This is a genomic window from Methanosarcina sp. DH2 (assembly GCF_020804225.1).
In the GTDB taxonomy this organism is placed as follows: Archaea; Halobacteriota; Methanosarcinia; order Methanosarcinales; family Methanosarcinaceae; genus Methanosarcina.
The window spans coordinates 844,047-870,622 of the sequence record NZ_WJBI01000001.1; the positions used below are offsets into that span (position 1 = coordinate 844,047).

26 protein-coding genes are annotated in these 26,576 nt (G+C 43.7%); 20 read left to right on the forward strand and 6 right to left on the reverse strand.

The window, feature by feature from the left end:
* Positions 1-221 precede the first annotated feature (221 nt).
* Positions 222-824, forward strand: a complete 603-nt coding sequence (csa3, locus tag FXV91_RS03620) for a CRISPR-associated CARF protein Csa3 (protein ID WP_229388396.1) — start codon at positions 222-224, stop codon at positions 822-824.
* Between the two features lie 254 nt (positions 825-1,078).
* Here the strand turns inward: csa3 and FXV91_RS03625 are convergent, their stop codons facing one another.
* Together FXV91_RS03625 and FXV91_RS03630 are read right to left on the reverse strand one after the other, a co-directional pair.
* Positions 1,079-1,240: a hypothetical protein gene (locus FXV91_RS03625; protein ID WP_229388398.1), complete on the reverse strand. Its 162-nt coding sequence runs from the start codon at positions 1,238-1,240 to the stop codon at positions 1,079-1,081.
* 109 nt (positions 1,241-1,349) lie between these two features.
* Positions 1,350-2,069: a DNA alkylation repair protein gene (locus tag FXV91_RS03630; protein ID WP_229388400.1), complete on the reverse strand. Its 720-nt coding sequence runs from the start codon at positions 2,067-2,069 to the stop codon at positions 1,350-1,352.
* Positions 2,070-2,324: 255 nt separating this feature from the next.
* Between FXV91_RS03630 and FXV91_RS03635 the strand changes: the two genes are divergently transcribed.
* Positions 2,325-2,639: a hypothetical protein gene (locus FXV91_RS03635; RefSeq protein ID WP_229388402.1), complete on the forward strand. Its 315-nt coding sequence runs from the start codon at positions 2,325-2,327 to the stop codon at positions 2,637-2,639.
* Positions 2,640-2,674: 35 nt separating this feature from the next.
* Positions 2,675-3,169 carry a GNAT family protein gene (locus FXV91_RS03640; protein ID WP_229388404.1) on the forward strand — a complete coding sequence of 165 codons (495 nt, stop codon included), beginning with the start codon at positions 2,675-2,677 and terminating at the stop codon, positions 3,167-3,169.
* Between the two features lie 200 nt (positions 3,170-3,369).
* Here the strand turns inward: FXV91_RS03640 and FXV91_RS03645 are convergent, their stop codons facing one another.
* A complete protein-coding gene (locus FXV91_RS03645) occupies positions 3,370-3,726 on the reverse strand; it encodes a hypothetical protein (RefSeq protein ID WP_229388406.1) in 357 nt (118 codons plus the stop codon).
* Positions 3,727-4,400: 674 nt separating this feature from the next.
* On the opposite strand from FXV91_RS03645, the gene FXV91_RS03650 reads away from it, so the two are divergent.
* The 5 genes from FXV91_RS03650 to FXV91_RS03670 all read left to right on the forward strand — a co-directional run bounded on the left by FXV91_RS03650 (position 4,401) and on the right by FXV91_RS03670 (position 11,981).
* A complete protein-coding gene (locus FXV91_RS03650) occupies positions 4,401-5,165 on the forward strand; it encodes an ABC transporter ATP-binding protein (protein ID WP_229388408.1) in 765 nt (254 codons plus the stop codon).
* A gap of 1,116 nt (positions 5,166-6,281) precedes the next feature.
* On the forward strand, positions 6,282-7,070 hold the full coding sequence (locus tag FXV91_RS03655; RefSeq protein ID WP_229388410.1) for a DUF1638 domain-containing protein: 789 nt from the start codon (positions 6,282-6,284) through the stop codon (positions 7,068-7,070).
* 380 nt (positions 7,071-7,450) lie between these two features.
* Positions 7,451-9,271, forward strand: a complete 1,821-nt coding sequence (locus tag FXV91_RS03660) for a glycosyltransferase family 4 protein (RefSeq protein WP_229388412.1) — start codon at positions 7,451-7,453, stop codon at positions 9,269-9,271.
* A gap of 33 nt (positions 9,272-9,304) precedes the next feature.
* Positions 9,305-10,315, forward strand: coding sequence for a DUF4921 family protein (locus tag FXV91_RS03665; protein WP_229388414.1), 1,011 nt, complete (start codon positions 9,305-9,307; stop codon positions 10,313-10,315).
* 502 nt (positions 10,316-10,817) lie between these two features.
* Positions 10,818-11,981, forward strand: a complete 1,164-nt coding sequence (locus tag FXV91_RS03670; protein ID WP_229388416.1) for a glycosyltransferase family 4 protein — start codon at positions 10,818-10,820, stop codon at positions 11,979-11,981.
* A gap of 130 nt (positions 11,982-12,111) precedes the next feature.
* Here the strand turns inward: FXV91_RS03670 and FXV91_RS03675 are convergent, their stop codons facing one another.
* The 3 genes from FXV91_RS03675 to FXV91_RS03685 all read right to left on the reverse strand — a co-directional run bounded on the left by FXV91_RS03675 (position 12,112) and on the right by FXV91_RS03685 (position 14,627).
* Positions 12,112-12,747, reverse strand: coding sequence for a DUF2150 family protein (locus FXV91_RS03675; RefSeq protein WP_229388420.1), 636 nt, complete (start codon positions 12,745-12,747; stop codon positions 12,112-12,114).
* Between the two features lie 75 nt (positions 12,748-12,822).
* Positions 12,823-13,272: a UPF0179 family protein gene (locus tag FXV91_RS03680; RefSeq protein ID WP_229388423.1), complete on the reverse strand. Its 450-nt coding sequence runs from the start codon at positions 13,270-13,272 to the stop codon at positions 12,823-12,825.
* 284 nt (positions 13,273-13,556) lie between these two features.
* The gene (locus FXV91_RS03685) at positions 13,557-14,627 is read right to left on the reverse strand and encodes an NAD(P)-dependent glycerol-1-phosphate dehydrogenase (protein WP_229388426.1); all 1,071 of its coding nucleotides are present in this window, start codon (positions 14,625-14,627) and stop codon (positions 13,557-13,559) included.
* An 833-nt stretch (positions 14,628-15,460) separates the two neighbouring features.
* Between FXV91_RS03685 and FXV91_RS03690 the strand changes: the two genes are divergently transcribed.
* The 12 genes from FXV91_RS03690 (at position 15,461) to FXV91_RS03745 (ending at position 26,540) form a co-directional block, all read left to right on the forward strand.
* The gene (locus FXV91_RS03690; protein WP_229388429.1) at positions 15,461-16,318 is read left to right on the forward strand and encodes a DUF63 family protein; all 858 of its coding nucleotides are present in this window, start codon (positions 15,461-15,463) and stop codon (positions 16,316-16,318) included.
* Positions 16,319-16,399: 81 nt separating this feature from the next.
* On the forward strand, positions 16,400-17,143 hold the full coding sequence (locus tag FXV91_RS03695; RefSeq protein WP_229388431.1) for a stage II sporulation protein M: 744 nt from the start codon (positions 16,400-16,402) through the stop codon (positions 17,141-17,143).
* A 283-nt stretch (positions 17,144-17,426) separates the two neighbouring features.
* Entirely contained in the window at positions 17,427-18,590 is a 1,164-nt protein-coding gene (locus tag FXV91_RS03700) for a formate--phosphoribosylaminoimidazolecarboxamide ligase family protein (protein WP_229388434.1), read from the forward strand.
* Positions 18,591-18,970: 380 nt separating this feature from the next.
* Positions 18,971-20,197 (forward strand): translation initiation factor IF-2 subunit gamma, encoded by a 1,227-nt coding sequence (locus FXV91_RS03705; protein WP_229388437.1) that lies wholly within the window; start codon positions 18,971-18,973, stop codon positions 20,195-20,197.
* Positions 20,194-20,559 (forward strand): DNA-binding protein, encoded by a 366-nt coding sequence (locus tag FXV91_RS03710; RefSeq protein ID WP_229388439.1) that lies wholly within the window; start codon positions 20,194-20,196, stop codon positions 20,557-20,559. Before FXV91_RS03705 ends, FXV91_RS03710 begins: the two co-directional genes overlap by 4 nt.
* A gap of 61 nt (positions 20,560-20,620) precedes the next feature.
* The gene (locus FXV91_RS03715; RefSeq protein WP_229388442.1) at positions 20,621-21,205 is read left to right on the forward strand and encodes a DNA-directed RNA polymerase; all 585 of its coding nucleotides are present in this window, start codon (positions 20,621-20,623) and stop codon (positions 21,203-21,205) included.
* A 32-nt stretch (positions 21,206-21,237) separates the two neighbouring features.
* Positions 21,238-21,423, forward strand: a complete 186-nt coding sequence (spt4, locus tag FXV91_RS03720; RefSeq protein ID WP_229388444.1) for a transcription elongation factor subunit Spt4 — start codon at positions 21,238-21,240, stop codon at positions 21,421-21,423.
* Position 21,424: 1 nt separating this feature from the next.
* On the forward strand, positions 21,425-22,012 hold the full coding sequence (locus tag FXV91_RS03725; RefSeq protein WP_229388446.1) for a GTP-dependent dephospho-CoA kinase family protein: 588 nt from the start codon (positions 21,425-21,427) through the stop codon (positions 22,010-22,012).
* On the forward strand, positions 21,993-22,298 hold the full coding sequence (locus tag FXV91_RS03730) for a 30S ribosomal protein S24e (RefSeq protein WP_229388448.1): 306 nt from the start codon (positions 21,993-21,995) through the stop codon (positions 22,296-22,298). Before FXV91_RS03725 ends, FXV91_RS03730 begins: the two co-directional genes overlap by 20 nt.
* 21 nt (positions 22,299-22,319) lie before the next feature.
* Entirely contained in the window at positions 22,320-22,469 is a 150-nt protein-coding gene (locus FXV91_RS03735; protein ID WP_229388450.1) for a 30S ribosomal protein S27ae, read from the forward strand.
* A gap of 370 nt (positions 22,470-22,839) precedes the next feature.
* Positions 22,840-23,004, forward strand: a complete 165-nt coding sequence (locus FXV91_RS03740; RefSeq protein WP_229388452.1) for a hypothetical protein — start codon at positions 22,840-22,842, stop codon at positions 23,002-23,004.
* Positions 23,005-23,477: 473 nt separating this feature from the next.
* Positions 23,478-26,540 (forward strand): tetratricopeptide repeat protein, encoded by a 3,063-nt coding sequence (locus FXV91_RS03745; RefSeq protein ID WP_229388454.1) that lies wholly within the window; start codon positions 23,478-23,480, stop codon positions 26,538-26,540.
* Positions 26,541-26,576 lie beyond the last annotated feature (36 nt).

Genomic DNA, 26,576 nt, shown 5'->3' on the forward strand with positions numbered 1-26,576 from the left:
GAAATCAAATCTGAATATAATTATTTGGTAGAAGACCACATCAGATATGTAATAATATTCCGTTTTCAAATCCAACCCTTAACTTGTAAACCCTAAACATTCATTTTCAACACTATATATATACGTTTCTAATTTAAATTATATTAATTAATAGATAATACAAACTAGCCTATATGCTGCATAGTAAAGCATATAACCAACCCCACAATAATAAGCATCTAATGCCAAAACTCACACTCATCTCCACAATCTATTCTTTTGAGCCTGTTATTATTTGTGTGACTAGGCTTTCCCCTTCAAAAATTATACTTCTTTCAGAAGAAGGAGCGGTTGAAAAGAAGTTGCAGTCCGAAGATATAATTGAAAAAACTTTTAAAAACGCTCTTGAAGTTGAAAAAAAATATACTGCTCTTTATGACACCGTCAGAGTAGCAAAAGATGTTGCTGAACTGATTGAAAAGGAACACGATAGGGGTAACCAGGTTATTGTGAACGTCTCAGGAGGCCGGAAGCCGCAGGCTTTTGGGGCGCTTTTTGGGGCATATGCGAGAAACGATATGGTACAGAGAATCGTTTACGTGACCGAAGAAGACAATTTGATGATTGATTTTCCGGTGCTGAGCTTCAACCTCTCAGAAACCAAGAAACTGATACTTGAAGAGATTCAGAAAGGGGGTTCCTCGGTTTCTAAGATTGCGGCAACTGCCGGAATTTCTAAAGGGATGACTTACAACCACCTCAGAGAGCTCAAATCGATGGGATATATTGCAGACGGGGACAGCGGATACGTAATAACTGATGCAGGAAGAATTGCCTCAATTTAACAGCCTGGGCAAAAAATATAAGAATTGAATTAAAAAGCCCTGTTTAACGAAAATAACTATTACCACCTCTCGTCCCAACTTATCACATTTTCACATTATATCTCAAGAAATAAAAATAAAGACTCTCAGATGCAATACATTATCAGGCGAAGCATAGAACAGGCAGGTGTGAGTTAAACTTTCTCATTAAAACTTAGGTAGTGCTAAATCTGTATCATTACTGGACAAATAGACAAAAATACTTGTGAAGACATTCATTTAATTGGCAGACAGACAAAGCTTGCATCAATGGATCCGCCTGCAGACCAGACTGCTGGCAAATATATGGGAATAAAAACCAGGGAATATGGGGGAGAAAGGGGCTCATAGATGTAGTATGGGGGTACTGCATCGGAAAAACTCCCTGCTCCCTTCAATCTTCTTTATCTTTAGTCTCAGAAGTTTTCGATCTTTTTGCCTTAAACTGCTCCTGTACTGTTTCCGATTTGCAGGAGGTTTCTGTCACGGTTTTTTTGTTTCCTCTTTTTATTTTTTCATAGCTTCAGCCCGCAGGTCTGCAGGGAATTTTTCGATTGCGTACCTGAGGGAAGTTCTGGGCATTTCCTTTTTATTTTTCATGACATAATCGAAGACTTCCTGCTGGTGGGGTTTGCTGGCTTCTTTCAGCATCCAGCCGTAGCCTTTCCGGACAAGGTCGTCTTTATCTGTGAGGAGGAGGTCTGAGATTTCAAATATTTCAGGCAGGAAAAGGCCTTTTCTTGCGGGCAGGACAAGGGTCACGGCTGACGCCCGCCTGAGCCAGCGGTTGTCCGACTGTGTCCAGAGCTTGAGGTTTTCAATGTAGGACGGGAATTTTTCAATAAAAGAGCCAACTGTGTGGTTGCAGAGAGTGTCGCACTTCGCCCAGTTGTTAACGTAGCTTTTGACCCAGTGCTCAAAAACAGAAAAGTCAGCTTCGGTGTATTCGGCTCTTACCTCGTATGCCCATTCGAAGGCGATGTAGGCTTCCTCGCAGTAGTCCGACTGCAGGAGTTCTTCACACAGGAGAAATATATTTATTTTCTTTGCCTGCCCTGCCTGCTTCAGCTCCCTAAAATAGTCTTTCGCGATTTTTCCGACAGTAGAAGTCTTGACTCCGTAGCATTTCACCTCTTCTTTAAAAAAGCGGGAACAGCTATTTTTTGTATTTTCATCAACATTTTCGATTAAATCTTTTCTGATCCTGGCTATAATATCGGCTTGCACAGTTGTATATTTAATCAAAGGTGTTACTTATATTTTGTTTTTCTACCCATATCGTGCTTTCAGGCGTAAGAAATAGCCAGGTACCAGGATGGACAGGTAAGAAAAAAAGTTTGCTGGTCCGTGTGCCTGTCAGGATGAAAAACTAAAAAGAAAGTAGGAGAGAAAGTGGGAAAGAAAGTGGGAAAGAGAAGTGGAAAAGAAAAATAAGGAAGAAAGGTAGAGAAGGAAAATAGAGAAGAAAAGTGGGGAAGAGAAGTGGGGAAAAGAAATGGGGAAGAGAAGTGGGAAAGAGATGTGGGGAAGAGAAGTGGGGAAAAGAAATGGGGAAGAGAAGTGGGAAAGAGATGTGGGGAAGAGAAGTGGGAAAGAGATGTGGGGAAGAGAAGTGGGGAAAAGAAATGGGGAAGAGAAGTGGGAAAGAGATGTGGGGAAGAGAAGTGGGAAAGAGATGTGGGGAAGAGAAGTGGGGAAAAGAAATGGGGAAGAGAAGTGGGAAAGAGATGTGGGGAAGAGAAGTGGGGAAGAGAAGTGGGAAAGAGAAGTGGGAAAGAAAAATCGGAGAGGCGTTAAAAACATTTTTCATGAGGGAAGCTCAATTTTCCATTATGCCTCGAGTAAAGATTCGCCCTCAGGAACTATCCGATGCCGAGCGTCTTTTTGAAATTCTTATGTACACTGACCTGGAGTTTATAGAAATTCCGGTAGAAACCCTTGAGGATGAAAAGCGATTTCTGAAGCTGAATGAGGTAAAAAAGAAAACCAATTTTGAACATAATTATTCAATCCTCTTTGACGGAAAACTTGTAGGAGCCTGCGGGATAAGGATCGACCAGCATAGGCCGTGGATTGGGGAAATCGGTTATCTTGTGGATAAGGCTTATCACGGGCAGGGAATTGCAACCGAAGCTGTAAGTCAGCTTGAAAAAATTGGTTTTGGTGAACTGAAATTACAGAGGATTGTTATCCTTATGGATATTCGAAACCTCGCAAGTGAACAGGTTGCCCGGAAATGCGGGTATGAAAAAGAAGGGATCGCAAAAAAAGTTCACAGGATCAGGAAAGAGTACTACGACTGTTTCGTATATTCCAAAACCAGGTAAGCAATAGGGCAGCAGCAGGGTAACAGCAGAGCCGGATGCAGAAAATGAGTAAATAAGCAGCAGTGGGCAACAAATAAGCAACAGGTGAGCAACAATCGGCGAGCAGTAACAGGTGAGAAGTAATACAGGGCTCAGATCAACCAGTGAGGAAAAAATAAAAAGAGAGGAAAAAAGGCCTGAATTACAGGGTCTGCAAAAACTCAGACCAGCCCAAGAGTCTCTATAAGGCTGCTCCCGTACCAAACGACCATAAGGTTGTTTACAGTGACAAGGATACCTACGGATTCAATAATATGTTTTGTAAGTTCCCAGCGTCCCTTTGACGTTTTTATTACCGGAGCTACGTAAAAGAGCAAAAGGACGAATGCAACTTTTATAAGCAGGAGATGGTAAATTCCATACTTTTCCAGGATCATTGCAGGAACAGGGTTATATTCTGTGCCAAACGGCAGGGCATAAAAAGTAGAAGCCCAGTCCCCTATCACATAGAAAAGAATAATAAAACGGATATCGTACAGATAAGACCTGAACGAACTCCGAATATAGCTAACTTCCAACAAAACCCCCCTATTACTTCTCTGTTTTTCGGTTAAAGCGACTTTATTTTATGAGATTATATAAGCGTAAGAAACTAAGATAGAGGTTTACAAATTTTAGTAAGGAAGCCGTCGAGGGTTTTAATAATATTTAATATGTCTATGGGCTACCGAATATAGAACAGAGATATAAACGAGTTAAGATAACCGAATAGACAGTAAAATATTTGTTTAAGGGGATATTTTGTAAATTAAATCTAAAAAGAGAAAATCGGAGGCTTCTGATGTCTTTTAGGACTAAATTATAGCAGTAATTCTAATTGATGCTCGATGCTTTCAGAATATAGTCTGGATGGATTTTTCTGGTCGAATCTTCCTGCCAGTTAAGGACTATGCTGAAGGTATGGAAAAGATTTAAAAAGGGGAATTTCGATTAAAAGGAAAACTCCGGGGAAAAGTGAATTCCAGTAAAAATAGCTTCAAATGATCCCAGAAAAAATAGTTTCAAATAGCTCCAATATAAAAGGTCCCGGCAAAAGTAGTTTCAATAAAAAGTGATCCAGCAAAGTCCCGAAGTGAGAAAACGACTGGAAAATGGATGATCTGGATGAATTTCAGTTTTAAACTAAAAGATGATACGTATGGCTGAACAATTTCAAAACACAGGGAAGGAAAATTCCCCCTCCTTACTGGAAATGAAAAATGTAACAGTTGTCAGGAGCGGGAAAAAGATCCTTGACTCCGTATCCCTTTCCATCAAGCCAGGGGAACACGTTGCAATCATAGGACCCAATGGCTCGGGCAAATCCTCCCTGATAAAAACCCTTACAAAAGAGTACCACCCGCTGGCAGGAGCTGACGGGCTCGTACTGAAAATCATGGGTAAGGAGACCTGGCACGTTTTTGAGCTCAGGAAACTTCTCGGGATAGTCTCTGGAGAACTCCAGCAGACTTGCTGTCGCCAGATCCGGGTTCTTGATACGGTACTCTCAGGATTTTTCAGCAGCATAGGAATATATTACAACCACAGAGTAACCCCTGAAATGGAGACAAGAGCCAGAGAAATTCTGGAGTTCCTTGAGATTTCCCACCTTGCAGACAGGTTGATGTGCGAACTTTCCACAGGGGAAGCAAGAAGAGTGCTTATAGGGAGAGCTCTTGTGCACGACCCGCATGCCCTTATCCTTGACGAGCCTGCAAACAGCCTCGATTTAAAAGCCATGCACAGTTTCCGTGAAAGTGTCCGGAAAATAGCATGCTCCGGGAAAAGTGTTATCCTTGTCACCCACAACCTGCAGGATGTCATTCCCGAAATCAGTCGTGTGATTCTCATAAAGGAAGGAAAAGTCGTCATGGACGGAAAAAAAGAAGAAGTTCTGACAGATGCAAACCTCTCCGAGCTTTTTTCTCTTCACGTACAGGTTATGGAGAAAGACGGCTACTACCAGGCCTGCAGCTAAAGGAAATTGCTCAATTCAACCCTTTTGATTCTGTGTACAGACCCACCTCTTTAGTCAGCACCAGGCATCTCAGCCTTATCAGGCATCTTACCTGATACCCGTTTGTTTAAAAATATTTCATCTGACACGAAACCACTTTTCAATTCACACTGTATGAAAGCGCTCCCGCGATATGGCGACAACTACCAAAAGAAGCAAAAAGGAACAAAAGACCGATCTGAAAAAGCAAGAAGAAAGAAAAAGAAGACCTGAGAAGAGTATCTTTTAGATATAATTTAATTCCGTATTTTTGCATTCTTACCATTTTCTGACTGCTCTTAAGTATTGGTTCCTTATTAGTTTCCTACTGGATTCCCGGTTCGTTTTCATTAATAGTTTTTTCCTCTTTTTCGCGGAAAAGACCGCTTGCAGGCGAGCGTGACAGAAACGGTTCGGTAGAGCAAATGCGTTGTACCGGTTAGAAATATCTGTCATTTAGTCCTCTTGAGCGAAACGAAGCGTAGCGAAAAGGACCTCGTGCTGTTGCACTTGCAGTGCAACTCCCAGGAAATCTCTGATTCCCTGTGATCCCGAAGTGAAACTCGGGAAGTAAAATCTGTGATTTTATGAATCAGTCTGCTTGAACGAGCGAAGCGAGTGAAACAGACCTCGTGCTCCCGAAGCGAAACTCGGGAAGTAAAATCTGTGATTTTATGAATCAGTCTGCTTGAACGAGCGAAGCGAGTGAAACAGACCTCGTGCTCCCGAAGCGAAACTCGGGAAGCGAAACTCGGATATCAAAAGAATCTGATATTCAAATCTTATCTTTAATACAAAGGAGATCATATTTGCTTTTTAATACAGGTAATTGCATAAAACTAATGGAATATTTAGAATTTAGAATAGAATTTAGATTAAAAGTTTAGGATTGTATGAAAGCTTCAGAGTCATATGAAGTTTCAGAATATGCTTCAGATATACTATAGTAATGCGATTCCGAAGTATACTCACAGGACTTGGCTTTTGAATATATTCACCGATCATGAATTTTTCCATCAAGTTAGGAATTTATTTTGGAATCGAAGTACTAGAACCAGAATCCCTGCAAGTATTCTGCAGGAAAACAGAGGAGGCTACATGCCAGTAATTACCATAATAGGGTGCAGGATGTTTGAAGATGAGATCATGCACCTCCTTGAAAACGACCCTGAAATTGGAAAAGTGCTTGTAGTGGAAAACGAAGACTGCGGCGGGATTATGAGAAAATTGACCGAAGCAGGAATTGTACACACAGCCCTTCCCCTTGAAGGGATTCCCGAAAAAGCTGCAGGTAAAGACAAAAGTTTGACCCTCATAATATACATACTTGAGCTCGCCCTGCACGCAATCCCTGAAAACCTTAAAAAAACCGTATATTCAAAAGTAGAACTTATGGCTCCCCGTTCGGACGGGGTCCTGCTCTTTTACGGGCTCTGCGGAAACGTGCTTGGGAAAATTGAAGAAGACTTCAAAGACCTGGACTGCAGGGTCTCCATCCTGAAAGAAGAAAACGGAGAGATTGTTGATGACTGCATCGGTGCCGTTCTTGGAGGCAGGGGACATTACCTGGAAGTCCTGAAAAGCTGCAGAGGTGTGGGCACCTTTTTCCTGACCCCCATGTGGGCTGTGAACTGGAGGGAAATGATCCGGACTGCAGGCCTTAGTCAGAACCCGGATGATATAACGATGTCGAAGTTTGTCTTTGATTATGCAGGCTATAAAAAGGTTGCCAGAATAAATACAGGCCTTGCCTACGAAAAAGATTTCGATGCCTGTGTAAAGGAATTTTCCACACTCTTTGAATTTGAAATTACGGACCTGAATGGGACTTTGCAGCTTGTAGAAAATTGTTATGCAAAAACAAAAGCTTCAGTGATCAATGCCTGACCTCACATCCGGGTATAAATCCTGACCTTTAAGCTCGGGTCGAAAAACTCGGGTTTGAGAAATATTTTTTTCGACCCCTTTCTTTCCCGGCATCTTTCCAATCTTTAAACTTTTTTCGCTCTATATCTTACCTTTCTTTCCTTCTTTTATTTTTCTTTCCTTCTTTTATTTTTCTTTCCTTCTTTTATTTTTCTCTCTTTCTCTTATTTTTATATCCTTCTTTCATTCAATTCCTCCACATATTCTTTTGGAGTATCAAATGAGTTCGAGACATTTAAGCTATCAGTTTCCTTTATCAATTGATAGGTATTAATATTCGTAGGCAGATTTAAAATAAACACGAAATCTAACGTCAAAAGACCTGAGGGGGAATTCAGGAGTTGGGAAACCATTTTATTATGATTGCCGGAGAAGAGGCAGGTCCTGCATCAAACAAAATGGGCGGGATCTGGAACGTCATTGATGAAGAGGCGCATACCCTTGCGGCTCTTTTTGACTCCGGAAAACTCAAGGCAAAAGAAAGTACAGAGATCCTTGTTGCAGGGCCATATTTCGGGCACAGGGGAGCAGACTGGAACCGGGGCTTGAACAGGATTACTAATATGGACGGGCTTGCCCCTCTCAGCTCTGACGGAGAGCTCCGGAAAAGTCTCAAAGCCCTTGAAAACGAAGGTATAAAGGTTTTCACAGGAGAAGAGATGGTTGGAGAAACCAGGATAGGTTACCTGCAATTTCAGACTTCGGATTTTGGGAAACTCCGCTCCTCATATATGGGAAAAGAGATGACTCTCGAAAGCAGGGTCAAAGCCGAAGCCTATGAACTTCTTGGGCTTGACTCCCTGAGGTATGAAAGCATGCCAAATGGAGCTGAATATACTCATTACCTTTCTCTTTCGCATTCGATTTCCGAGCTTATCCGGCTTCTTGTAAGTTCAGCTCCTAAAACTGGCGATACCTGGGCAGAAGAGGCAGGTTCGGGTAAAGATTCAATTCCCTGTCCCGGAATTTCCCTTCATTGTCATGAATTCGGGACATTCTATGCACCTGCAAGACTTAAAAAGCTGGGAATCCCGATAAATACTGTCGCGACCCTGCATGCCACCCTTCCTGGCAGGGCTGCCGGATATAATTCCATTCAAAAAAGAAGAAACAATGACAGCACATGGTCTCAGGGCGTGCCTCAAAACCTTGCCTCCCTCGAAGCACTTGCCCTCTATGCAGATACGGTTACTGCCGTTGGGGAATCAACTCGCCAGGAGGCCAGGCTTTTTTACGGGATTAACGGGATTGTCATTAGAAATGGAATAACCATTGCGCCCGAAAAAATAGACTGGAACCGCAAAGAACTTTGCCTCGCACATATAAGGAATTTCCTTTCCGAAAACATGCACAGGTACTATGGAGGGGAAAAGGTCGAGCCCGAAAAGATTATTCCTATTTTCACAATCTCCCGTATAGAGGTCGAAAACAAAGGATACCCTGACCTTCTAGATTCCCTTCTAGCTCTCGAGCACATAATAAGGAACAGCATCATGGAAGGGCATATGGAAGAGGGGACAAAGGTAATTTGCTTCCTTATAGCAGCAGAAGGCCCGAAAACTAACCTCCCAGAAGGGTTTCCGGTACACCTTCCAAAAGATGTACTTGTAGGAAACGAACTCAGGCTTCAGCAGATGATAGAGGAAAGAGGGCTGGATTTCACGAGACTGGTAAGAGGAAAGCGTTCAGTTGCAGCAGTCCTCTATCCCCAGATTATATCAACGGAGGACGGAGGGCTGGGCATGGGAGTCAGGGACTTTATGGCAGGCTGCTGTGCCGGGATATTCCCCTCCCGCTATGACCCGTTTCTGCTCACAGGGCTTGAAGCCGGAAGAGAGGGAACCCCGAGCGTGGTAAGCCGGGTCTGCGGCTTCAGTGATGCTATAAAAACTATCGAGTCCCTGGTAGAAGGTCTGGGAGGAGTGATAGTGGTAGACAACATAGACCTTTCCTATTACGAGACAGTCCTTGACTATGCCCTGGCAGTCAGTTACTTTACCAGAAATTTTGTGGATGACAGAGTAAAATACAAACTGCTCTGCAGGGAAGCTTTTCTCCTTGCAAAGGATATGGGCTGGGAAAAGCCCACAGAGCAGTACTATGAGCTTATAAGCGGGGCACGCTTCTGCGCGCAGGAAGATGAAGTCTCTGAAAAAGAGTAAAGGGAAATAAGGGAAAGGCTGAGGTTTCAGAAAATGTCAGAAATCAGAAAGCATTATTTTCTCCCCGAGTACTGCATAATTGCTGAAGAGAGGGCTAAAAGGCCTTCGGATTTTGTGGGGGCAGCCGAAGGTTCTGAAGGTTCAGAAGGTTCTCAGGAAAGCTCCTTTGAAAGCTGCGTTTTTTGCGGGGGAAATGAAGAAAAAACGCCTCCTGCAACTGCAGTATATAAGAATGGGGAGGTCTTTGCCGATAGCGGGGAAAAAAGAGTACGCAACTGGGATTTTCGCTGTTTCCCAAACCTCTATCCTGCACTTTCTCCTGCCCCACCTCCTCCCGGATTTCAGGGGAAAGATCCTGAAGTTCTCCCGGGATTCGGTTTCCACGAAGTAATAGTAGAGTCGCCTTTGCACGGGAAAAAGCTGGAAGACTTCTCAGATAATGAAATCTCCGGGCTTATGAATGTCTATAAGGACAGGGTATGCCATTACACAGCCCATGAAAAAATTCGTTATGTATCCCTGTTCAAAAATTCTGGAAAAAACGCAGGTGCTTCCCAGGACCATCCGCACAGCCAGCTCATAGCCCTGCCGGTTTGTCCTCAGGTTCTGGAAAGGGAATTGAAGGCTATTAGAGAAGTAAAAGAGTGCCCTTACTGTGCTATCATTGAAAAAGAAAAAGTCTCACCAAGACTTATCCATGAAAATAGCAAATTTATGGCTTTTGCCCCTTACTATTCAATAGGACCCTTTGAAATATGGGTCCTTCCAAAAAAACACATAAGCTTTCTCGGGGATTTTAGTCCTGAACTCCTTTTTGCCCTTGGTGAGATTTTGCGAGTTATCCTCAGGAATTACGCAAAAGTGCTTGGAAACCTGCCCTATAACTATATGTTCTACCAGCTTTTTGAAACTCCGGAGTACCACCTGAACCTCAGGCTGGTACCCCGACTCTCTACTGCTGCAGGGTTCGAACTTAACACCGGAATCTACATTAATACGGTTTCTCCGGAAAAGGCAGCCTCATACCTCAGAGGGGATGAATGAGTGTTCAGAATAACCCGGGAGAGAGAAATCGACATGGAACAAATAGCCAGCAAACAATTGGAGCAAATAACCTGAATAAACAAAAGGGATAAAAAATGGAATAAACAGTTAGAGTAAAAGTTTCCAATGTAAAAACATATGGAAAAAATCAGAGATATGTTTATGTACAATTAATAAGGAATAAAGTTAGGTAAGTATAGAGATATATTCTTAATGCGAAAATTGTCCTGTAGACCAGGTATATTTAGATAATTCCTGTTCTGAACAGGTACGTGAAAGGGTTTAAGGGGAATAAGTACAGAGAAATTACAGCAGGAAAGACGTAACCTGAGTTTACCAATCTGGAAAATATTTGACAAATCTGGAAAAATATTTGACAAATCTGGGAAATATATGTTTAACCCGGTAAGCTGAAGGGTTTGAACAGCACAGGCTGGGGGAAGCCTGTAACTTTTAGCAACCGTGATGTCATTTACTTTGACAAAAAGGAACAAGTGAGTCTATGAGAAAGATTCGAATAGGAATGTTTAGTTGGGAAAGTTTGTATTCAATACGTGTAGGAGGGATTTCGCCCCATGTATCCGAACTCTCTGAGGCTCTTGCAGCTGAGGGTCATGAGGTTCATCTTTTTACCCGAGGCCTTGAAAACAATAATGAAGTAATCAGTGGAGTCCACTATCACAGAATTGCATGCGACAGGACTGGAGGAATAGTGGAACAAATGAACAGGATGTGCGATGCCATGTATTGCCGGTTCCTTGATGTGCAGGAAGAGGCAGGAGAGTTTGATATCCTCCACGGGCATGACTGGCATCCTGTAAACGTACTCTGCAGAATTAAAGCCCAGTTCGGGCTGCCTTTTGTCCTGACATTCCACAGTACGGAATGGGGCCGCAACGGAAACCGGCATGGGGACTGGTGGGAAGCAAAAGAGATTTCGCACAGGGAATGGCTTGGAGGGTACGAGGCTTCCGATGTAGTTACAACCTCCACAGTTTTGAGAGAAGAAGTCAAGCACATATACAAAATTCCCGATTACAAGCTGTGGGAAATCCCCAATGGAATAAATGTGGGAAAAATAAAAAGAGAAGTTGATCCCGGAAAAATAAAAAGAAATTACGGGATACATCCATGCCTTCCTGTGGTGCTTTTTACTGGGAGGATGTCCTATCAGAAGGGACCTGATCTGCTAGTTGAAGCTGCAGCAAAAGTCCTTAGGAAGCGGGCTGCCCAGTTTGTGCTCATAGGAGAAGGGGATATGCGGGCTCAATGTGAAAACCAGGCTCAGAGGCTTGGAATTGGGGATTCCTGCAATTTCCTTGGTTACGCCCCGGACAATACTGTCATAGACTGGTTCAATGCCTGTGACCTTGTCTGTGTCCCAAGCCGAAACGAACCCTTCGGGATAGTTGTGCTTGAGGCATGGGATGCAAAAAAACCTGTGGTTGCAAGCGATGCAGTTGCTCTTGTTGAGAACTTCAGAACGGGAATCATTGCTCATAAAGAACCCTCTTCCATTGCCTGGGGCCTTAATTACGTACTTGAGGGTCTCGGACGTAACAGAATGGGAGAGAAGGGGTACGACCTTCTGAAAAAGAGATACAACTGGGAGACAATAGCTGAAAAAACCCTTGAAGTATATGAAAAAGTAATAGAAAAAGCCTGAGTGTTTAAATTATGAAGAATATTTAAAAAGCCTGTGTACTAAAACACAGTGTCTTTAAAAAACTTAGCACTTAAAAAATAAAAAATATATTACTTGAAAAAGTTTGAAGAGAAAGTGTGAGAGGAAGGTATTATACAGTATCTTCCTCGTCGTCTTCGTCAAATTCTTTATAACTGTCGCTTCCTACCATAGCTGCCGAAATTGAGTCAATCCCGTCAAGCCACTCTGCAACAATTCCATATGGAAGCTCAGCCATTATCTCTTCAGGCAGGCTCTGTCCTTTGAGTACGATTGCGCCGCACTGTGCAGTGTAATCAAGAGCAGTTTCAAGGTCATCCGAGGCTTCGGCGTCGATTGCTACTTTTATAAGTTCTTCGATATTTGCCTCCTCCTCGTAATCGCCCATGACATAGCATTCAAAGGCGACGAGTGCCCCCATCAAAGAGGTCTGTACCGAATCGATCATAAGGTCAATATCTTCAGAAATGGGTTCGACCTCGGAAAGCACTATATCCCTGATCTCCTCAAGAATCTTTAAAGACATTTCTTTGGAGAGCAGATTTTTTTCAAAGCGAGCGGTTAATTTGAGGCAGGCAAGAATCACATCGTCAACCATGTTGACGAATACAGCACTTTCCTTTCCGGCCTCTTCTTCGGACTCTTTGATTTGAAAACCGCTTTCCTTTGCCCGTCCGAGCCAGTTTTCCCAGCGCTTTTGGGTATAAAATTCATAGGGGGGGACCTGGTTCATATCATGTTCAGGCACTTATAACACCGCTTATATACCTTTTTTATTAATTAATAATCAGTCTTACTATTACTAAAAGGTGTTTGTTTATGTTCACCAGGCAAGTTTCACTTTTTTTAAGGAATTGCCGGCTTCGCACTTTGCGTCAAGGCTCTCAAGGACCTCTACAATTTTGCATTTGTCCCCTCTTAAAAGCCCTTCCGGGTGGCAAATCTCATACACACCGCACTCTCTCTTGCCACATTTGGCGGGCTCATACATAATTTTTGCCCCTTCAACTGCTTTTCTCGACTCCATTGTTGTCAGGATGGGAGCCCTGCTGACGTCCACAGCAAGTACTCCGCTGTCGTGCAGGAAACATTCGTGTATATCTTTACTTTTGATTCTCTCGACTCTATACCTGCGCCCGGGTTCAAGGTTAAGGCAGGTATTCTTCAAACGGCATTTCTTGCATTCAGGCATTTCACCCTTGAATATGAATTCCAGCCCTTCCCTTGCCAGCCGTGATCCGATGAGTGTTATTTTGGTATCGCTTTCTGTCATAATGGTTCTTCCATTTAAATTTTTTTCGGGCATTTATTGATTCTACGGGATTCCTGGAGTTTATCCCGAAACATTTTGAATTGAGTATTGAGATTAGACCTGAAGTAAGGCATTTAAGTAAGATTATCCTGAATAAATCAAATCATTTAAACTTGAGTGAGCTCCTAATTACTTATTAAATCTGAATCCAGGTCTTAAAAGGTTCTTGTATTCCATGGTATTCAGTTTTAAGATATTTCAAACAGTTGATGATTTTCTGTTTCCGCCTCAGTTAGAACAACTTTTCAACTTATGACCTTTGTGATTCTTGCAACCTTCTCAGCTGCCGAGGGGGTAAGCCCGTTTCCGAGAATTGTATAGCGGTCCGGGCGGATACTGTGTGCATGTAACAGGGCTTCGACTATATATTTATCTTCTATGCCCAGTTCTTCTGCAGTCGTAGGAGCCCCGATCTTTTTTAAGGCATCCCTGATCTCCTGCCAGTTTCCTCCGTGCAGGTACATCATCATTATTGTACCAACTCCGCATTGCTCTCCATGCAGTGCAGACTTTGGGGCAATCCTGTCAAGGGCGTGGCTGAACATATGTTCAGACCCCGAAGCCGGCCTTGAAGAGCCTGCAATGCTCATCGCAACTCCGTTTGAGACCAGGGCTTTTACCACAAGTCTGACAGAGGTTTCGTGCTCAGGCTTTATAGAATCTGCATATTCGATAACTACGCGGGCAGCCATTCTTGAGAGAGCGGCAGCATATTCCCCGAAATACTCATTCCTGAGCCTGCTTGCAAGTTCCCAGTCCAGAACTGCCGTATAATTGGAGATTATATCTCCACAACCCGCTGCAAGAAAGCGGAAAGGGGCTGCTGAGATAACTTCGGTATCCGCAATCACTGCAATAGGAGCCTGAGCCTGTACAGAAGCGTTTTTCCCGTTATCCATTATTGAAGCGCGAGAAGATGCTATCCCATCATGAGAAGCTGCCGTTGGCACACTGATAAAAGGGAGTTCAAGCCTTGTGGAAGCAAGCTTCGCAAGATCAATCGATCTACCGCTCCCGACTCCAAGGAGAAAGCTGGCCTCTGTTTCAAGAGCTTTTTCCATAATTCTCTCGATTTCTTCCATCGTAGCCCTGCAGGTGAGGACTGTCTCTGCACTGCCCCCTGTATCTTCAAGTAGTCTGCAGACTCTTCTGCCTGCAACATCCCACGTAGTGCCTCCGGTTACTACCAGCGCATTTCCTTTCAGTTTAAGATCCCTGCAGACATCTCCTACTTCTTCAAGCACGCCGTGCCCGATAAGTACATCTCTCGGGAACTGCATCCATTTTGCGCTGTTTTTATTGATGGTCAATTTCATACCCGCATGAATTTTTGATTGTAATAAAGATATACTCTAACTGGATTTAATAAACCCGTTATATATAATCCAGCAAGGCACTGAAGTTAGCTTACTGGAGATTACTTACTGGAGATTACTTACTGGTGATTACTTACTGGTGATTACTTACTGGTGATTACTTACTGGTAATTAACATCTCAACTGTTATTGCAGATATTTCTAATCATCCGGTATTTAACACCAGCAGATAACATGCAGGCATCAACACTGCAGATGATAATACTGAGAAATAGTGCCTGAGAAAACCCGACAACTTGTTTAATATGATTTACTAGTTTAATAGGAGAACTTAATTCATTAGCTTGATCATTAACTTGATTTGTTAGCTTAATTCTCAATAATGTAAAGAACAAAATGCTCCTGACCAGTTAACTTCCATTTTTCGTTCTTTAAGTTCTTCAGAGCCTATGAAAGGAGTTTCGGCACCTGGCTGTAAATCAAAGATTGATATTTTACCAGGGTAACTTACTTAAATCAATTCTCTATCTATTGATAAGTTTATTAACTATAACCTTTTAACAGATATAAATATATAGATAAATTATAAAAATATCGAGATATAATAAACATATAATATAATATCAGTATAATATGTTTACTTTTCCTGAAACACAGCTTCGAGAAGGTAAAGAATATCTATAATTAAACCGAACACCGTTCGCCAGTTGAGACTCCTACATTTACAGTTCGGAAATAAGTTTGTTTCATATATATAAGCCAGTACATAAATTCAGCTATGTACAGTAAGTATTAATTGTATTAGGTTATTGCCATTTTGACTGAGTGATAAGATGAGTTTTTTAACGGATAAGATTTCACAATTTATCAACACCTACTATCTGGACCCCATAAGGACCGATGACGGGTATAACCTTGTAAACACCTTTACCTGGGCAGTGGTACTGGGCATCTGTATTTTCGGGATTTTCAGGCTCCTTGAAAAGCTGGAGGTAAAAATAACTCCCAAATTCATTATCTCAATCCTGCCGTTCGTACTTGCGGGTTCTTCCCTACGCGTGCTTGAAGATTCTCCGGCTGGCATCTTTCACCCTCCTTTCACCTATTTGCTTATAACCCCGAATATTTATTTCCTGGTCTTCGGGATAACCGTTATCTGCCTCTGGCTGTCAATCAGGCTGCAGAAAGCTGGGTTTGTGAAGGAGTACTACCCCGTTTTTGCAGGCTTCGGGCTTGCATGGTTTTTATTAAACCTGGGCACACTGCTGTACTTTGAGAACATTGTAGCCGGGTATGTTCCGATATTCGTACTCGGAGCAGGAACAGGGCTGACCTTCGCCTTTTACCTGGTTGCGCGCCGCTTAAAATCCTCAATTTTTACCGACCCTCTTAATCTGTCCATCCTGCTTGCCCATATGCTGGACGCTTCCTCGACATACATCGGGATAGATAAACTGGGATACTTTGAAAAACACGTGCTCCCTTCTTATCTCATTAAACTTACGGATACCGCATTGGTTATGTATCCATTGAAGCTAATTATCTTCGTAGGGGTTCTTTATGCACTTGATACCCAGTTTGAGAAAGATGAGGAGTCAACCAACCTGAAAATGCTTATTAAAATGGTTATTTTGATCCTCGGGCTTTCTCCGGCAACCCGGAATACAATCCGAATGATGCTGGGAATCTAAAAGAAAGGCAAACAGGTTCCTGTATCTGACACCGGGACCCTGTGTATTAAGTTTTTATTAAGTTTTTATTGGGGGATAAACATGGAAAGAGAGGAAGAATATTATTTGCGGGAGAGAAACGGAGAGGTAAGGGCAGAAACTCCTGAAAGAGTGGGGGAAGGAGAAATAGATTCCCCAGAGGAAAATGTTTTTTTAGCTGACAGTGGAAAAACAAAAACCCGGCCTGGAGGAAGAAGTATCTCAAAAGGATCCGGGTTTACCAGTTACGTTCGTTTTATCTGGCCGTATTTCCTTTTCATCACCTTTGTGTTCTTCGGAGCCCTGTCTGCAGGCTATACTTCATCGGCAAATTTTCCGGACATGGCTGATACGCTCATGGAAGGTTTTAGCTCCCGTTTCGCACCCCTTCTGGCTATGCCCCCGATATTCATTATGCTCGGAATCTTCCTTAACAATGCCTTTGTAAGCCTGCTCTTTCTTGTACTCGGGCTTGCTCTTGGTGTCCTTCCGGTGATATTTATTGCCTTCAATGGGTATATTGTCGGAGTAATTTCACACATCGTAGCCCAGGAGAGAGGCCTGCTTTTTATTTTCCTTGCTCTTCTCCCGCATGGGATATTGGAACTACCAATGGTCTTTCTTTCAGCCGGAATAGGGCTCCGACTTGGGCACCAGGTTTTCTCTGCGCTTATAGGCAGACCCACCAAGATTAAAAAAGAATTTAAGGAAGGACTGAGATTCTATTTCCGCTGGATTTTGCCTCTCCTTTTTCTGGCAGCCGTAACTGAGACCTTTATTACACCTTTGATCCTTAGTTTCCTCTAAAAATCAGATAAAATGGAGACTGCCGCGAGAGGCAAACCAGCACTTCGGCTTACCCTCCATTATATAAATGATTACTTCTATTAGAAAGGGTTTTAATAGGTAAAGCTGTTAATGGGGAAAAATCCAATCAAAGCTTTTGTTTAATAAAACCTGGCAGGCTACCTCCGGGATCTGTATTTCAGGCATATCACCTCGATTGTCAGGTTAAGAATCATACAGGATCACACCTGATCACCATCTCACAGAAGTATCAATACCTCGAAAAAGCTGAGAGACATCACATATGATTGACAGGAAAGAAATTAAGGAAATTGTTGAAGGCTATTACGCGCATGCTGATAAGATTAAAGTAGGGACAATTGCCTCTCACTCTGGACTCGACATCTGCGACGGAGCAGTTGAAGAAGATTTCAGGACCCTTGCAGTCTGCCAGGCGGGAAGGGAGAAAACTTACACCGAATATTTCAAAGCTCAGAGAGACCCTTACGGGAGAATAAAAAGAGGAATCGTCGATGAGGCAGTTGTATTTAAGAAATATAACGAAATCCTCCTGCCCCAGAACCAGCAGAAACTGGTTGACGAGAAAGTTCTTTTTATCCCTAACCGCTCTTTTACTTCCTACTGCAGCATAGATGAGATCGAAGAAAATTTCAGGGTGCCTATGGTAGGGAGCAGGAACCTCCTCAGGAGTGAGGAAAGAAGTGAACAGCAGAGCTATTACTGGATCCTGGAAAAGGCAGGGCTCCCGTTTCCTGAAAAAATAGAGTCTCCCGAGGACATTGACGAGTTAGTAATGGTAAAGCTCCCACATGCAGTAAAGACACTCGAAAGGGGATTTTTTACGGCTTCAAGCTACGGGGAATACCTGGAAAAATCTCAAGCTCTTATAAAGCAGGGAGTGATTACGCGCGAAGCTCTTGAAAACGCAAGGATCGAGCGTTACATCATAGGACCTGTCTTCAACCTTGATATGTTCTATTCCCCGATTGAACCGAAAATGAGCAAGCTGGAACTCCTTGGCGTTGATTGGCGCTTTGAGACCAGCCTTGACGGGCATGTAAGGCTTCCTGCCCCTCAGCAGATGGCTCTTGCCCAGCACCAGCTTACCCCGGAATATACTGTTTGCGGGCACAACTCGGCAACCCTTCGCGAATCTCTTCTTGAAAAAGTGTTCGAAATGGGGGAAAAATACGTAAAAGCTACTCAGGAACACTACGCACCTGGAGTTATAGGGCCTTTCTGCCTCCAGACCTGCGTGGACAAGGACCTGAATTTCTATATTTACGATGTTGCCCCGAGAGTAGGCGGCGGGACCAATGTGCACATGTCAGTCGGGCACTCCTATGGTAATTCACTCTGGAGGAGGCCGATGAGTACGGGCAGAAGGCTTGCCTTTGAGATCAGGCGCGCTCTGGAGCTCGAGAAACTTGATATGATCGTCACATAAATTTATTAAGGCTTTCCGGCATTAGTAGATATGAATTGTGCAGGATACCGTAAACTTTAAAAGTATCACCTGAATCTGCTAGGTTCAAGCCGTAACTAAAAATTTAATGACAGATTTTGCCCGGGTTTTCAGTTTGGAAATAAAGAACTGCCTGGAGAAGGGGTTCGGGCTAATGTAAACCCGTTCCGAAAAAATCCCGCTTCAAGTTACAGATTATAATAAAACTAAGGATCACATAGTGAAAATTAAAGATCAATAAGGTTTAAGCTTTGAAGTCTGCAGACTCCGGGAAAAAGCAGTTAGAATTCCTGAAGGTACAGATTTCGGAAAAATACTGCCTTATATCAGATTATCTTCACTTTACTGGAGGAAACTACAACTTGAGTCAGCCCTGTGTTAATATCGGCATGGTAGGCCATGTCGACCATGGAAAAACCACACTTGTTAAAGCTTTATCCGGCGTGTGGACGGATACGCATAGTGAAGAAGTAAAAAGAGGCATTTCGATAAGATTGGGGTATGCAGACTCCCCATTCATGAAATGTCCGAAATGTCCTGCTCCTCAGGGATATACTGTGGCAGAAACCTGCCCTACCTGCGGAGAAAAAACAGAAGAGCACAGGACAGTGTCTTTTGTAGACGCCCCGGGGCACGAGACCCTGATGGCAACTATGCTTTCCGGTGCTGCAATTATGGACGGCGCAGTGCTTGTAATTGCCGCAAACGAAGACTGCCCGCAGCCCCAAACAAAGGAACACCTTATGGCTCTGGACATAATCGGAATTGAAAACATTGTTATTGTCCAGAATAAAATCGATCTTGTATCAAGGGAGCGCCTTGTCGAGCACTATCACCAGATAAAAGAATTTGTCAAAGGTACGGTTGCCGAAAATGCGCCTGTAATCCCGATTTCTGCCCAGCAGAATATTAACATCGATATCCTGATCGATGCTCTCGAAACCCAGATCCCGACTCCTATACACAAAATAGACAAGCCTGCCAGCATGCTGATTGCCCGGTCTTTTGATATTAACAGGCCCGGAGCTTCAATTGATGAAATCCGCGGAGGAGTTATCGGAGGCACCCTTACAGAAGGTGTACTTCACCCCGGAGACGAGCTCGAGATAAGGCCGGGAATAAAAATTACAACCGAAGGTACAACTAAATGGGTTCCTATTCTGACCACGGTCTCATCCATTTATGCAGGCGCAACAAAGGTTGAAGAAGCAACTCCTGGAGGCCTTCTGGCTGTTGGAACCTATCTTGACCCTACCCTGACAAAAGGCGACTCATTAACCGGACAAATCGCAGGCACCCCAGGCACTCTTCCTGATACAAGGCACCAGTTTGTAATGGAGCTGCACCTGCTCGAGAGGGTTGTGGGAGTCACCAGGGAAGAAAAGATCAACGAGATCAAGACCAGCGAACCCCTTATGCTCAACATAGGGACCGCAACGACGGTAGGTGTGGTCACAAGTGCCCGGAAAAATGAAGCCCAGGTAGCACTCAAGCGCCCGATAAGTGCAGCCATTGGAGCTATGGTTGCTATCAGCAGGAGAGTCGATTCCCGCTGGAGGCTCATTGGAGTAGGGGTAATAAAGAGTTGAAAATTATAATAGATACTAACGGGTTCATGATCCCTGTCCAGTTCGGAGTGGATATTTTCGAAGAACTGAAAAGGCTGGGTTTTAATGAGTTCTATGTGCCTGAAGCTGTTGTATTTGAAATAGAAAAACTCATAAAGCGGGAAAAAGGTTCAAACAGAACAGCCGCAAAGGTTGCCAGGTCCATGATGGACAGGTGCAGGCGAATAGCCGGTACGGGGCACGCGGATGACTTGATTCTCAGGCTCGCCAGAGAAATGGAAGCGGCTGTTCTGACAAATGATATAGGGCTGAAGCGCAGGCTTGCTGAAAACGGGATCCAGACCGTATCTCTGCGCCAGAAAAACAGACTGGATTTTGTTTGAAAAACCCACCGGACATCTCCGGGCAGCAGTTCCATTGATTAGGTTTACGGGTGATTAGCAGATGTATAAATTAATGAAACTCGTTGATACTGTTCGCATTCCTCCTACCCTTCTCGGGGAAGAAATAATGCCTACCATTAAAAACGCGTTACGGGAAAAACTTGAGGGACAGGTTGACAAAAAGCTTGGTTCTCTTGTCGCGGTCTATAATATCGACGAGGTCGGAGAAGGGCATATCCTCGTCGGAGACGGGGCTGTATATTACGATGTGACATTTGAAGCAGTAATGTTCCTTCCTGATCTCCAGGAGATTATTGAAGGCGAGGTCGTGGAAGCTGTCGGCTTCGGAGTCTTCATAGGACTGGGACCAATGGACGGGCTGCTCCATGTCAGCCAGATTACTGACGACTTCATTTCTTATGATGCAAAAAACGCAAGGCTTGTAACTAAAACCGGAGGCAAGTCAATTGCCGAAGGGGACCATGTAAGAGCCAGAATTGTTGCGGTCAGTATCAATGAAAGGGAGCCAAAAGAAAGTAAGATAGGGCTTACCATGCGCCAGACTGCCCTTGGAAAACTGCAGTGGCTCGAAGAAGCCCGCAGGAAGAAGCAGCCTCAGGAAATCGCAGGTGAAGAGACAGCCTGAATAGAAAAGAAAGGCAAAAGAGAGGATTTGCAATGCCAGAAAAAGTATGTCGACACTGTTTGAGAGTCCTGGAAGGGCAAACCTGTCCTGTTTGCGGAACTTCGGACCTCGCAGAGGAATGGAGTGGACTTGTTATTATCCTTGACACGGAACGCTCGGAAATCGCAAAAAGACTCGGGGTTGACATCCCGGATAGATTTGCCTTGAAGGTGCGCTGAGTTGAGTGTTCATATCGAACTTCCGAGAGAACTTCGCCCACTTATGAAAAAACCCCTTGGTACTTTATACAGGGGTAAGGGCAGGGATACCGTAGAAAAGTTTGTAGGGAAGCTTGCAAGCCCCACAAAACTTATATCCGTAGGGGATGTTACTACCTTCCACCTGCTCGAAGCCGGGATTATTCCGGACATCTGTATTGTGGATGACCGCACCAAAAGGAAACCGGTATCCAAAGATGTGTCGGCCCGGAACAGGGACAAAGTCTACGAAGAAGTTTCGGTTGACAACCCGGCAGGGATTATCACCGATGAGCTGATAAAAACCCTTTGCGAAGCGTTTGCCTCAGAAAAGCTTCTCCGCATTTTTGTAAAAGGAGAAGAGGATCTGGCAACCCTTCCTGTAATCCTTATGGCTCCACTGGGGTCTGTGGTCCTTTACGGACAGCCCGATGAGGGAGTGGTCTTTGTAGAGGTCACTGAGGAAAAAAAAGAAGAAATAAGGGCTCTTTTTGAAAAGCTCATCAGCAAAAATCAGAATAATGAATTGGATAAGATACGGAGAATTTTAGATGGACATAAAGATCCTTAAAGATAAAAAAAATGCACTTTTAAACAGAAGGGAACTGGATTTCATAGTGAAATATGAAGGTTCGACTCCTTCCAGAAGTGACATCAGGAACAAACTTGCTGCAATGTTAAACGCCCCCCTTGAACTGCTGGTCATCCAGAGGATCAAGACCGAATACGGGATGCAGGAAAGCAAGGGCTATGCAAAGCTCTACGAAGATGCAGCCCGCATGAAACAGGTAGAACAGGAATACGTCCTGAAGAGGAACCCTGCCCCGGGAGCAGAGACCGAGGGAGAAGAGGCTTAAGCCTTACTGAGGTGTATAAACATGGCAGTAAAAGATTACTATAAAGTCCAGGGCGACTCCGTAACCAGACTCAAACAGTTCTGTCCCAGATGCGGACCCGGTACATTCCTTGCCGAACACAAAAACCGCCTTGCCTGCGGAAAGTGCGGCTATACCGAGTTCAAGAAATAACCCGCAAGGGAAATCATAACTTATTTTTCAACCCGGACCGCAGGAGTTTTCCTGCGGCTCCTTTCACTCAGATTACTAAGAGTCTTTTCTTCAACCAGCTTTTCAATTTACTGACCTTAATTTTACCGTCTTTTTACCCGTCTTTTTGATCGACTGCAAGCCGCAGCTTTCGGAAAGTAGTTCCCGAAAAAGGATATTATTAAACACTCTCAACTTCAGATCCCGGAAAATAAAATTTAGTTCCTGAATTCAACCGGGTTCCCGAACTTCAACTGGGGACAGAAAGCGGTTTATTTATGAAATATTATATTCAACCAGAAATATGAGACTAAAATGAAATATACGCTTTCAGATAAGAAAAGGGGAAAACATGTCCGAGAAAAAAGAGAGAGTAAAGATTATTGAAATTAAGGATATGCATGTAGAAAACCTGAAAATAAAAGGGTTCAGGCAAAAACCTCTTGTTATCAAAAACCTGACCTTAAAAAATGTCAGGCTGATTATCAGGCTGCCGCCGGAAAAGAAACAGAATTAAATAAATAGGATTAAATACTATGTCAAAACGAATTTTTTAAGTATCCTTTTCTTCTGCCCTATTTTTTACTCAAGTCTCGTGTTACTCCTCGCTTCACTTTTAGTTTTATTTCTCGTCTTTATTTTTTGTCTTTATTTTTTGTCTTTATTTTTTGTCTTTATTTTTTGTCTTTATTTTTTGTCTTTATTTTTTGTCTTTATTTTTTGTCTTTATTTTTTGTCTTTGTTTCTCGTCTTTGTTTCTCGTCTTTGTTTCTCGTCTTTATTTCTTCCGACATGCAGCCAGACGAGTTGTGGAGTTGTATTTATAACTATAACTAAAAAACAGTTTTGGGGCTCAAAGAGAATCTGAGCTTTAAGCTTAGGCAAATACCGGATTTAGTAAATCAGTAACTCTTTTCTGCAATCGTATTTATATCTGGGCGCATATATAATTCCATATAAATATTTTTAGAAGATAATGCCAGAGGTCTTATGCAATCTCTTTACGCCAGAGCCTGGTACAGTAAAGCCCTTGCTCTTTTGAACCTGAAAAATCCTATCGGGTCAGAGAAAAACTTTGAAAAAGCTCTTGAAGCCTTTGATTACCTGCTTGAGATTAATCCTCATGACACGGTCGCCTGGCAGTACAGGGGAAATACACTTCGGTACCTCGACCGCCCTGAAGAAGCTCTGGAGGCTTTTGAAAGGGCTCTCGCTTTTGACCCGGACAATGTTCTTGCCCGTTACTTTAAGGGGCTTACATTAGGATATTTGAATCTTCCTGAGCAGGCTCTGGAGGCTTTCGGAGGAGTGCTTGAAAGGGATTCGGAACATGCAGGTGCTCTTTATTACAGCGGGCTTGCTTTGAACCAGCTAGGGAAGCACATTGAGGCAGTTTCAGCGCTCTCAGGAGCACTTAAAACAAATCCTGAAAATCCTGGAGCCTGGTATTACAAAGGAGTGTCCCTATATATTCTGGGAAAGAATGCAGAGGCCCTTGAATCATTTGAAGAAGCCCTGGCGCTGGAACCTTCACATGCAGGAGCATGGGAAGGAAGGGCAAAAGCATACCTTTCCCTGGGCAGGAGAAGGGAAGCTTTGAGAGCATGTGAAAAGTCTCTGGAGCTTGAACCTGCTTCTGCAGGTGCATGGGAAACTCAGGGTAAAATTCTGGAAGGCATAGGAAAAAGAGAAGAAGCACTTGGAGCTTTTGAAAAAAGCCTTGTTCTTGAGCCCAAGAATGTAAGAAACAGGATAGAAAGAGGCAGGCTGCTCGGAAGTCTGGGAAAGTATGGGGAAGCTCTTCAGGCATTTGAAAGTGTACTTCAGATGGACAGTTCTTATAAAGAGGCAGAAATCGACAGGGGAAAAGCCCTGCTGGCTCTTGGGAATTACCAGCGTGCGCTTGATTCTTTCAGTAAAACCCTTAAAGAAAATCCTGAAAATTCAGAAGCCTGGGGAGGAATGGGCAGCTGTTCCCTTGCCCTCGGAAAATATTATGAAGCAATGCAGGCTTACGAAAAAGCCCTCTCTTTCGGGCCTGAAAACAGCTGCATCCTGAGCGGCATTGGAGAGGTCTATTATGAGCTTGGGGATTACTCCAGATCTCTGGAGGCTTTTGAGCAGGCTCTAAGCCTTGATATCGAGAATGCCTTTGCCTGGAATGGAAAAGGAAATGCGCTCTGTAAGCTAGGGAAATATAGGGAAGCTCTGGAAGCTTATGAAAATCTCCTTACACTTGACTATGAAAGCCTGCCTGCCCGATACAACAGGGGAGTTGCCCTCTCCATGCTTAAAACCAGGCAAAAAGATACCGAAGAACCTCTTGAAAATCAGCTGCAGACAGCTTTTAAAAAATACCTTGAGCTATCCGGGAAGCTTCCTGAAGACAAAATCGGAGCCGAAGGATGGAAGTACAGGGGGCTTGCTTTTGCCGAACTTGGGGAATATAAAGAAGCGATTAAAGCCTTTGACAGGGCAACAAATTATAGCTCAGAGGACATATCTTCCCCGATCTATAGAGGAATTGCCTTCATATGTCTTGAGAAATATGAAGAAGCTCTGGAGGCTTTTGAGCAGGCAGAAGAGATTTTTTATACAGCCATAAGCACAGAAAAGGCTGGAGAAAACGGTGGAGAAAAAAAGGCGGAAAAGTTCTGGATTCCGGACCCTGCCAGGAAAAAGCCCATGCTGGAAGTGCTCAGGACAGGGAAAGGTTTTGCCCTTGACGCTCTTGGCAGATACGAAGATGCCCTGAAAGCCTTTGAGAGTGCCAGAAAACTTTCTGGATACGGAAAAACCTCCTGCTTCGGGAAGGGAATTGTTTTTGTCCACTGCGGAGTATGGAGAAATGCCCTGGAAGTATTTGATAGCGTCCTTATCTCCGACCCCGAAGATACACTGGCTTCGGTAATGAAAGCTTTTGCTCTTATAAGGCTTCAGGATTTTGAGAGAGCTGCCAGGGTCCTTGAGAGGTTCACAGTAGAGGGTACAGATTCTGATACTCCCTCCTGCCTGCTGGGTTTTGCCTGTTCAAGGCAGGGAGATTTTGAAAATGCCCTGCGGGCGTACAGGAAAGCAACTGAAGCAAACCCGAAGAATATTCATGCCAGAAACGGGCTTGCAGAGATTTACTTCAGGCTGGGGAACAGCAGGGGTGCATTAAAAGAGCTTGAAGCTTCAATTGCAGAAGCTCCGGATAATGCATTTTCAAGGAGCCTTAAGGGTAGAGTAGAACTTGAAGAACAGGCGTGCGAAGACGCTCTTGAGTCCTTCAGGCGAGCTCTTGCCCTGGATACGGAAGACCAGAAGCTCCTGCTCTGGGATGCGTATGCCAGGTATATGTATGCAGAATCTTCTTTTGAGGAGGATAGTGCACGTTTCAGGTATATGCTCCTTGCAACTGCCGGAAAACTTGAAAAGGCAGCCATTTGCCTTGAGCCCGGAGACAACGAATTGAAGGCTTATGCCCTGTATTTCCTGGGCCTTTTCTACTGCAAGGTCCGTTACTTCCGAAAAGCTTCCGAAAGGCTTGAAGAATGCTTGAAGCTCGAAAATTCCAGGAAGGTAAAACAGCCTGCATCCCTGCTTCTTAAAAGTATCCGTGCAAGACACCTCAGAAATGCCTGGTGGGAATGGTGGCTTGCTCCGGAAACGTATGGTTTTATTAAAAAAACAGGGTTCAGCCTAATTTTCTTTTTAATTTTCAGCGTGCTGCTATCTCACCCCGCAGCCTCGACCCTGCCCTTCATATCCTGGCCTGCAGCCATTATAAGCCAGACTTTTTACCCGGCTGGTGCAAACAGCGTTTCATGGGCTCTTTATGGAAAAGAGTATGTGCTCACGATTCTGATTTTATCCTCTCTTCTGGTCCTTCCAGGGTTCAGGCCCGACAGGACGGAAAAAGAAGAACTCGAACTTGAGACGCTTACCCCTCCACCTCCGGATTTTGACATCCCTGTATCAATTCTTGAAGAGTTTACAAAAAGGCTTGAAAAAAGCCTGTTCTCTCCAGAACCCATGAGAGAAAGCGTGGAAAAGCTTGGAAAATTCTGAGACCCTGTAAAAGAAACTGAAAAAGGGAAATTAGAA

Excerpts from the sequence above, each read along its gene's own strand:
- csa3 (WP_229388396.1), top strand. The coding sequence starts at position 222 with ATGCCAAAACTCACACTCATCTCCACAATCTATTCTTTTGAGCCTGTT.
- FXV91_RS03640 (WP_229388404.1), top strand. The coding sequence starts at position 2,675 with ATGCCTCGAGTAAAGATTCGCCCTCAGGAACTATCCGATGCCGAGCGT.
- FXV91_RS03650 (WP_229388408.1), top strand. The coding sequence starts at position 4,401 with ATGAAAAATGTAACAGTTGTCAGGAGCGGGAAAAAGATCCTTGACTCC.
- FXV91_RS03655 (WP_229388410.1), top strand. The coding sequence starts at position 6,282 with ATGCCAGTAATTACCATAATAGGGTGCAGGATGTTTGAAGATGAGATC.
- FXV91_RS03665 (WP_229388414.1), top strand. The coding sequence starts at position 9,305 with ATGTCAGAAATCAGAAAGCATTATTTTCTCCCCGAGTACTGCATAATT.
- FXV91_RS03670 (WP_229388416.1), top strand. The coding sequence starts at position 10,818 with ATGAGAAAGATTCGAATAGGAATGTTTAGTTGGGAAAGTTTGTATTCA.
- FXV91_RS03680 (WP_229388423.1), bottom strand. The coding sequence starts at position 13,272 with ATGACAGAAAGCGATACCAAAATAACACTCATCGGATCACGGCTGGCA.
- FXV91_RS03685 (WP_229388426.1), bottom strand. The coding sequence starts at position 14,627 with ATGAAATTGACCATCAATAAAAACAGCGCAAAATGGATGCAGTTCCCG.
- FXV91_RS03690 (WP_229388429.1), top strand. The coding sequence starts at position 15,461 with ATGAGTTTTTTAACGGATAAGATTTCACAATTTATCAACACCTACTAT.
- FXV91_RS03695 (WP_229388431.1), top strand. The coding sequence starts at position 16,400 with ATGGAAAGAGAGGAAGAATATTATTTGCGGGAGAGAAACGGAGAGGTA.
- FXV91_RS03700 (WP_229388434.1), top strand. The coding sequence starts at position 17,427 with ATGATTGACAGGAAAGAAATTAAGGAAATTGTTGAAGGCTATTACGCG.
- FXV91_RS03715 (WP_229388442.1), top strand. The coding sequence starts at position 20,621 with ATGTATAAATTAATGAAACTCGTTGATACTGTTCGCATTCCTCCTACC.
- spt4 (WP_229388444.1), top strand. The coding sequence starts at position 21,238 with ATGCCAGAAAAAGTATGTCGACACTGTTTGAGAGTCCTGGAAGGGCAA.
- FXV91_RS03730 (WP_229388448.1), top strand. The coding sequence starts at position 21,993 with ATGGACATAAAGATCCTTAAAGATAAAAAAAATGCACTTTTAAACAGA.
- FXV91_RS03735 (WP_229388450.1), top strand. The coding sequence starts at position 22,320 with ATGGCAGTAAAAGATTACTATAAAGTCCAGGGCGACTCCGTAACCAGA.
- FXV91_RS03740 (WP_229388452.1), top strand. The coding sequence starts at position 22,840 with ATGTCCGAGAAAAAAGAGAGAGTAAAGATTATTGAAATTAAGGATATG.
- FXV91_RS03745 (WP_229388454.1), top strand. The coding sequence starts at position 23,478 with ATGCAATCTCTTTACGCCAGAGCCTGGTACAGTAAAGCCCTTGCTCTT.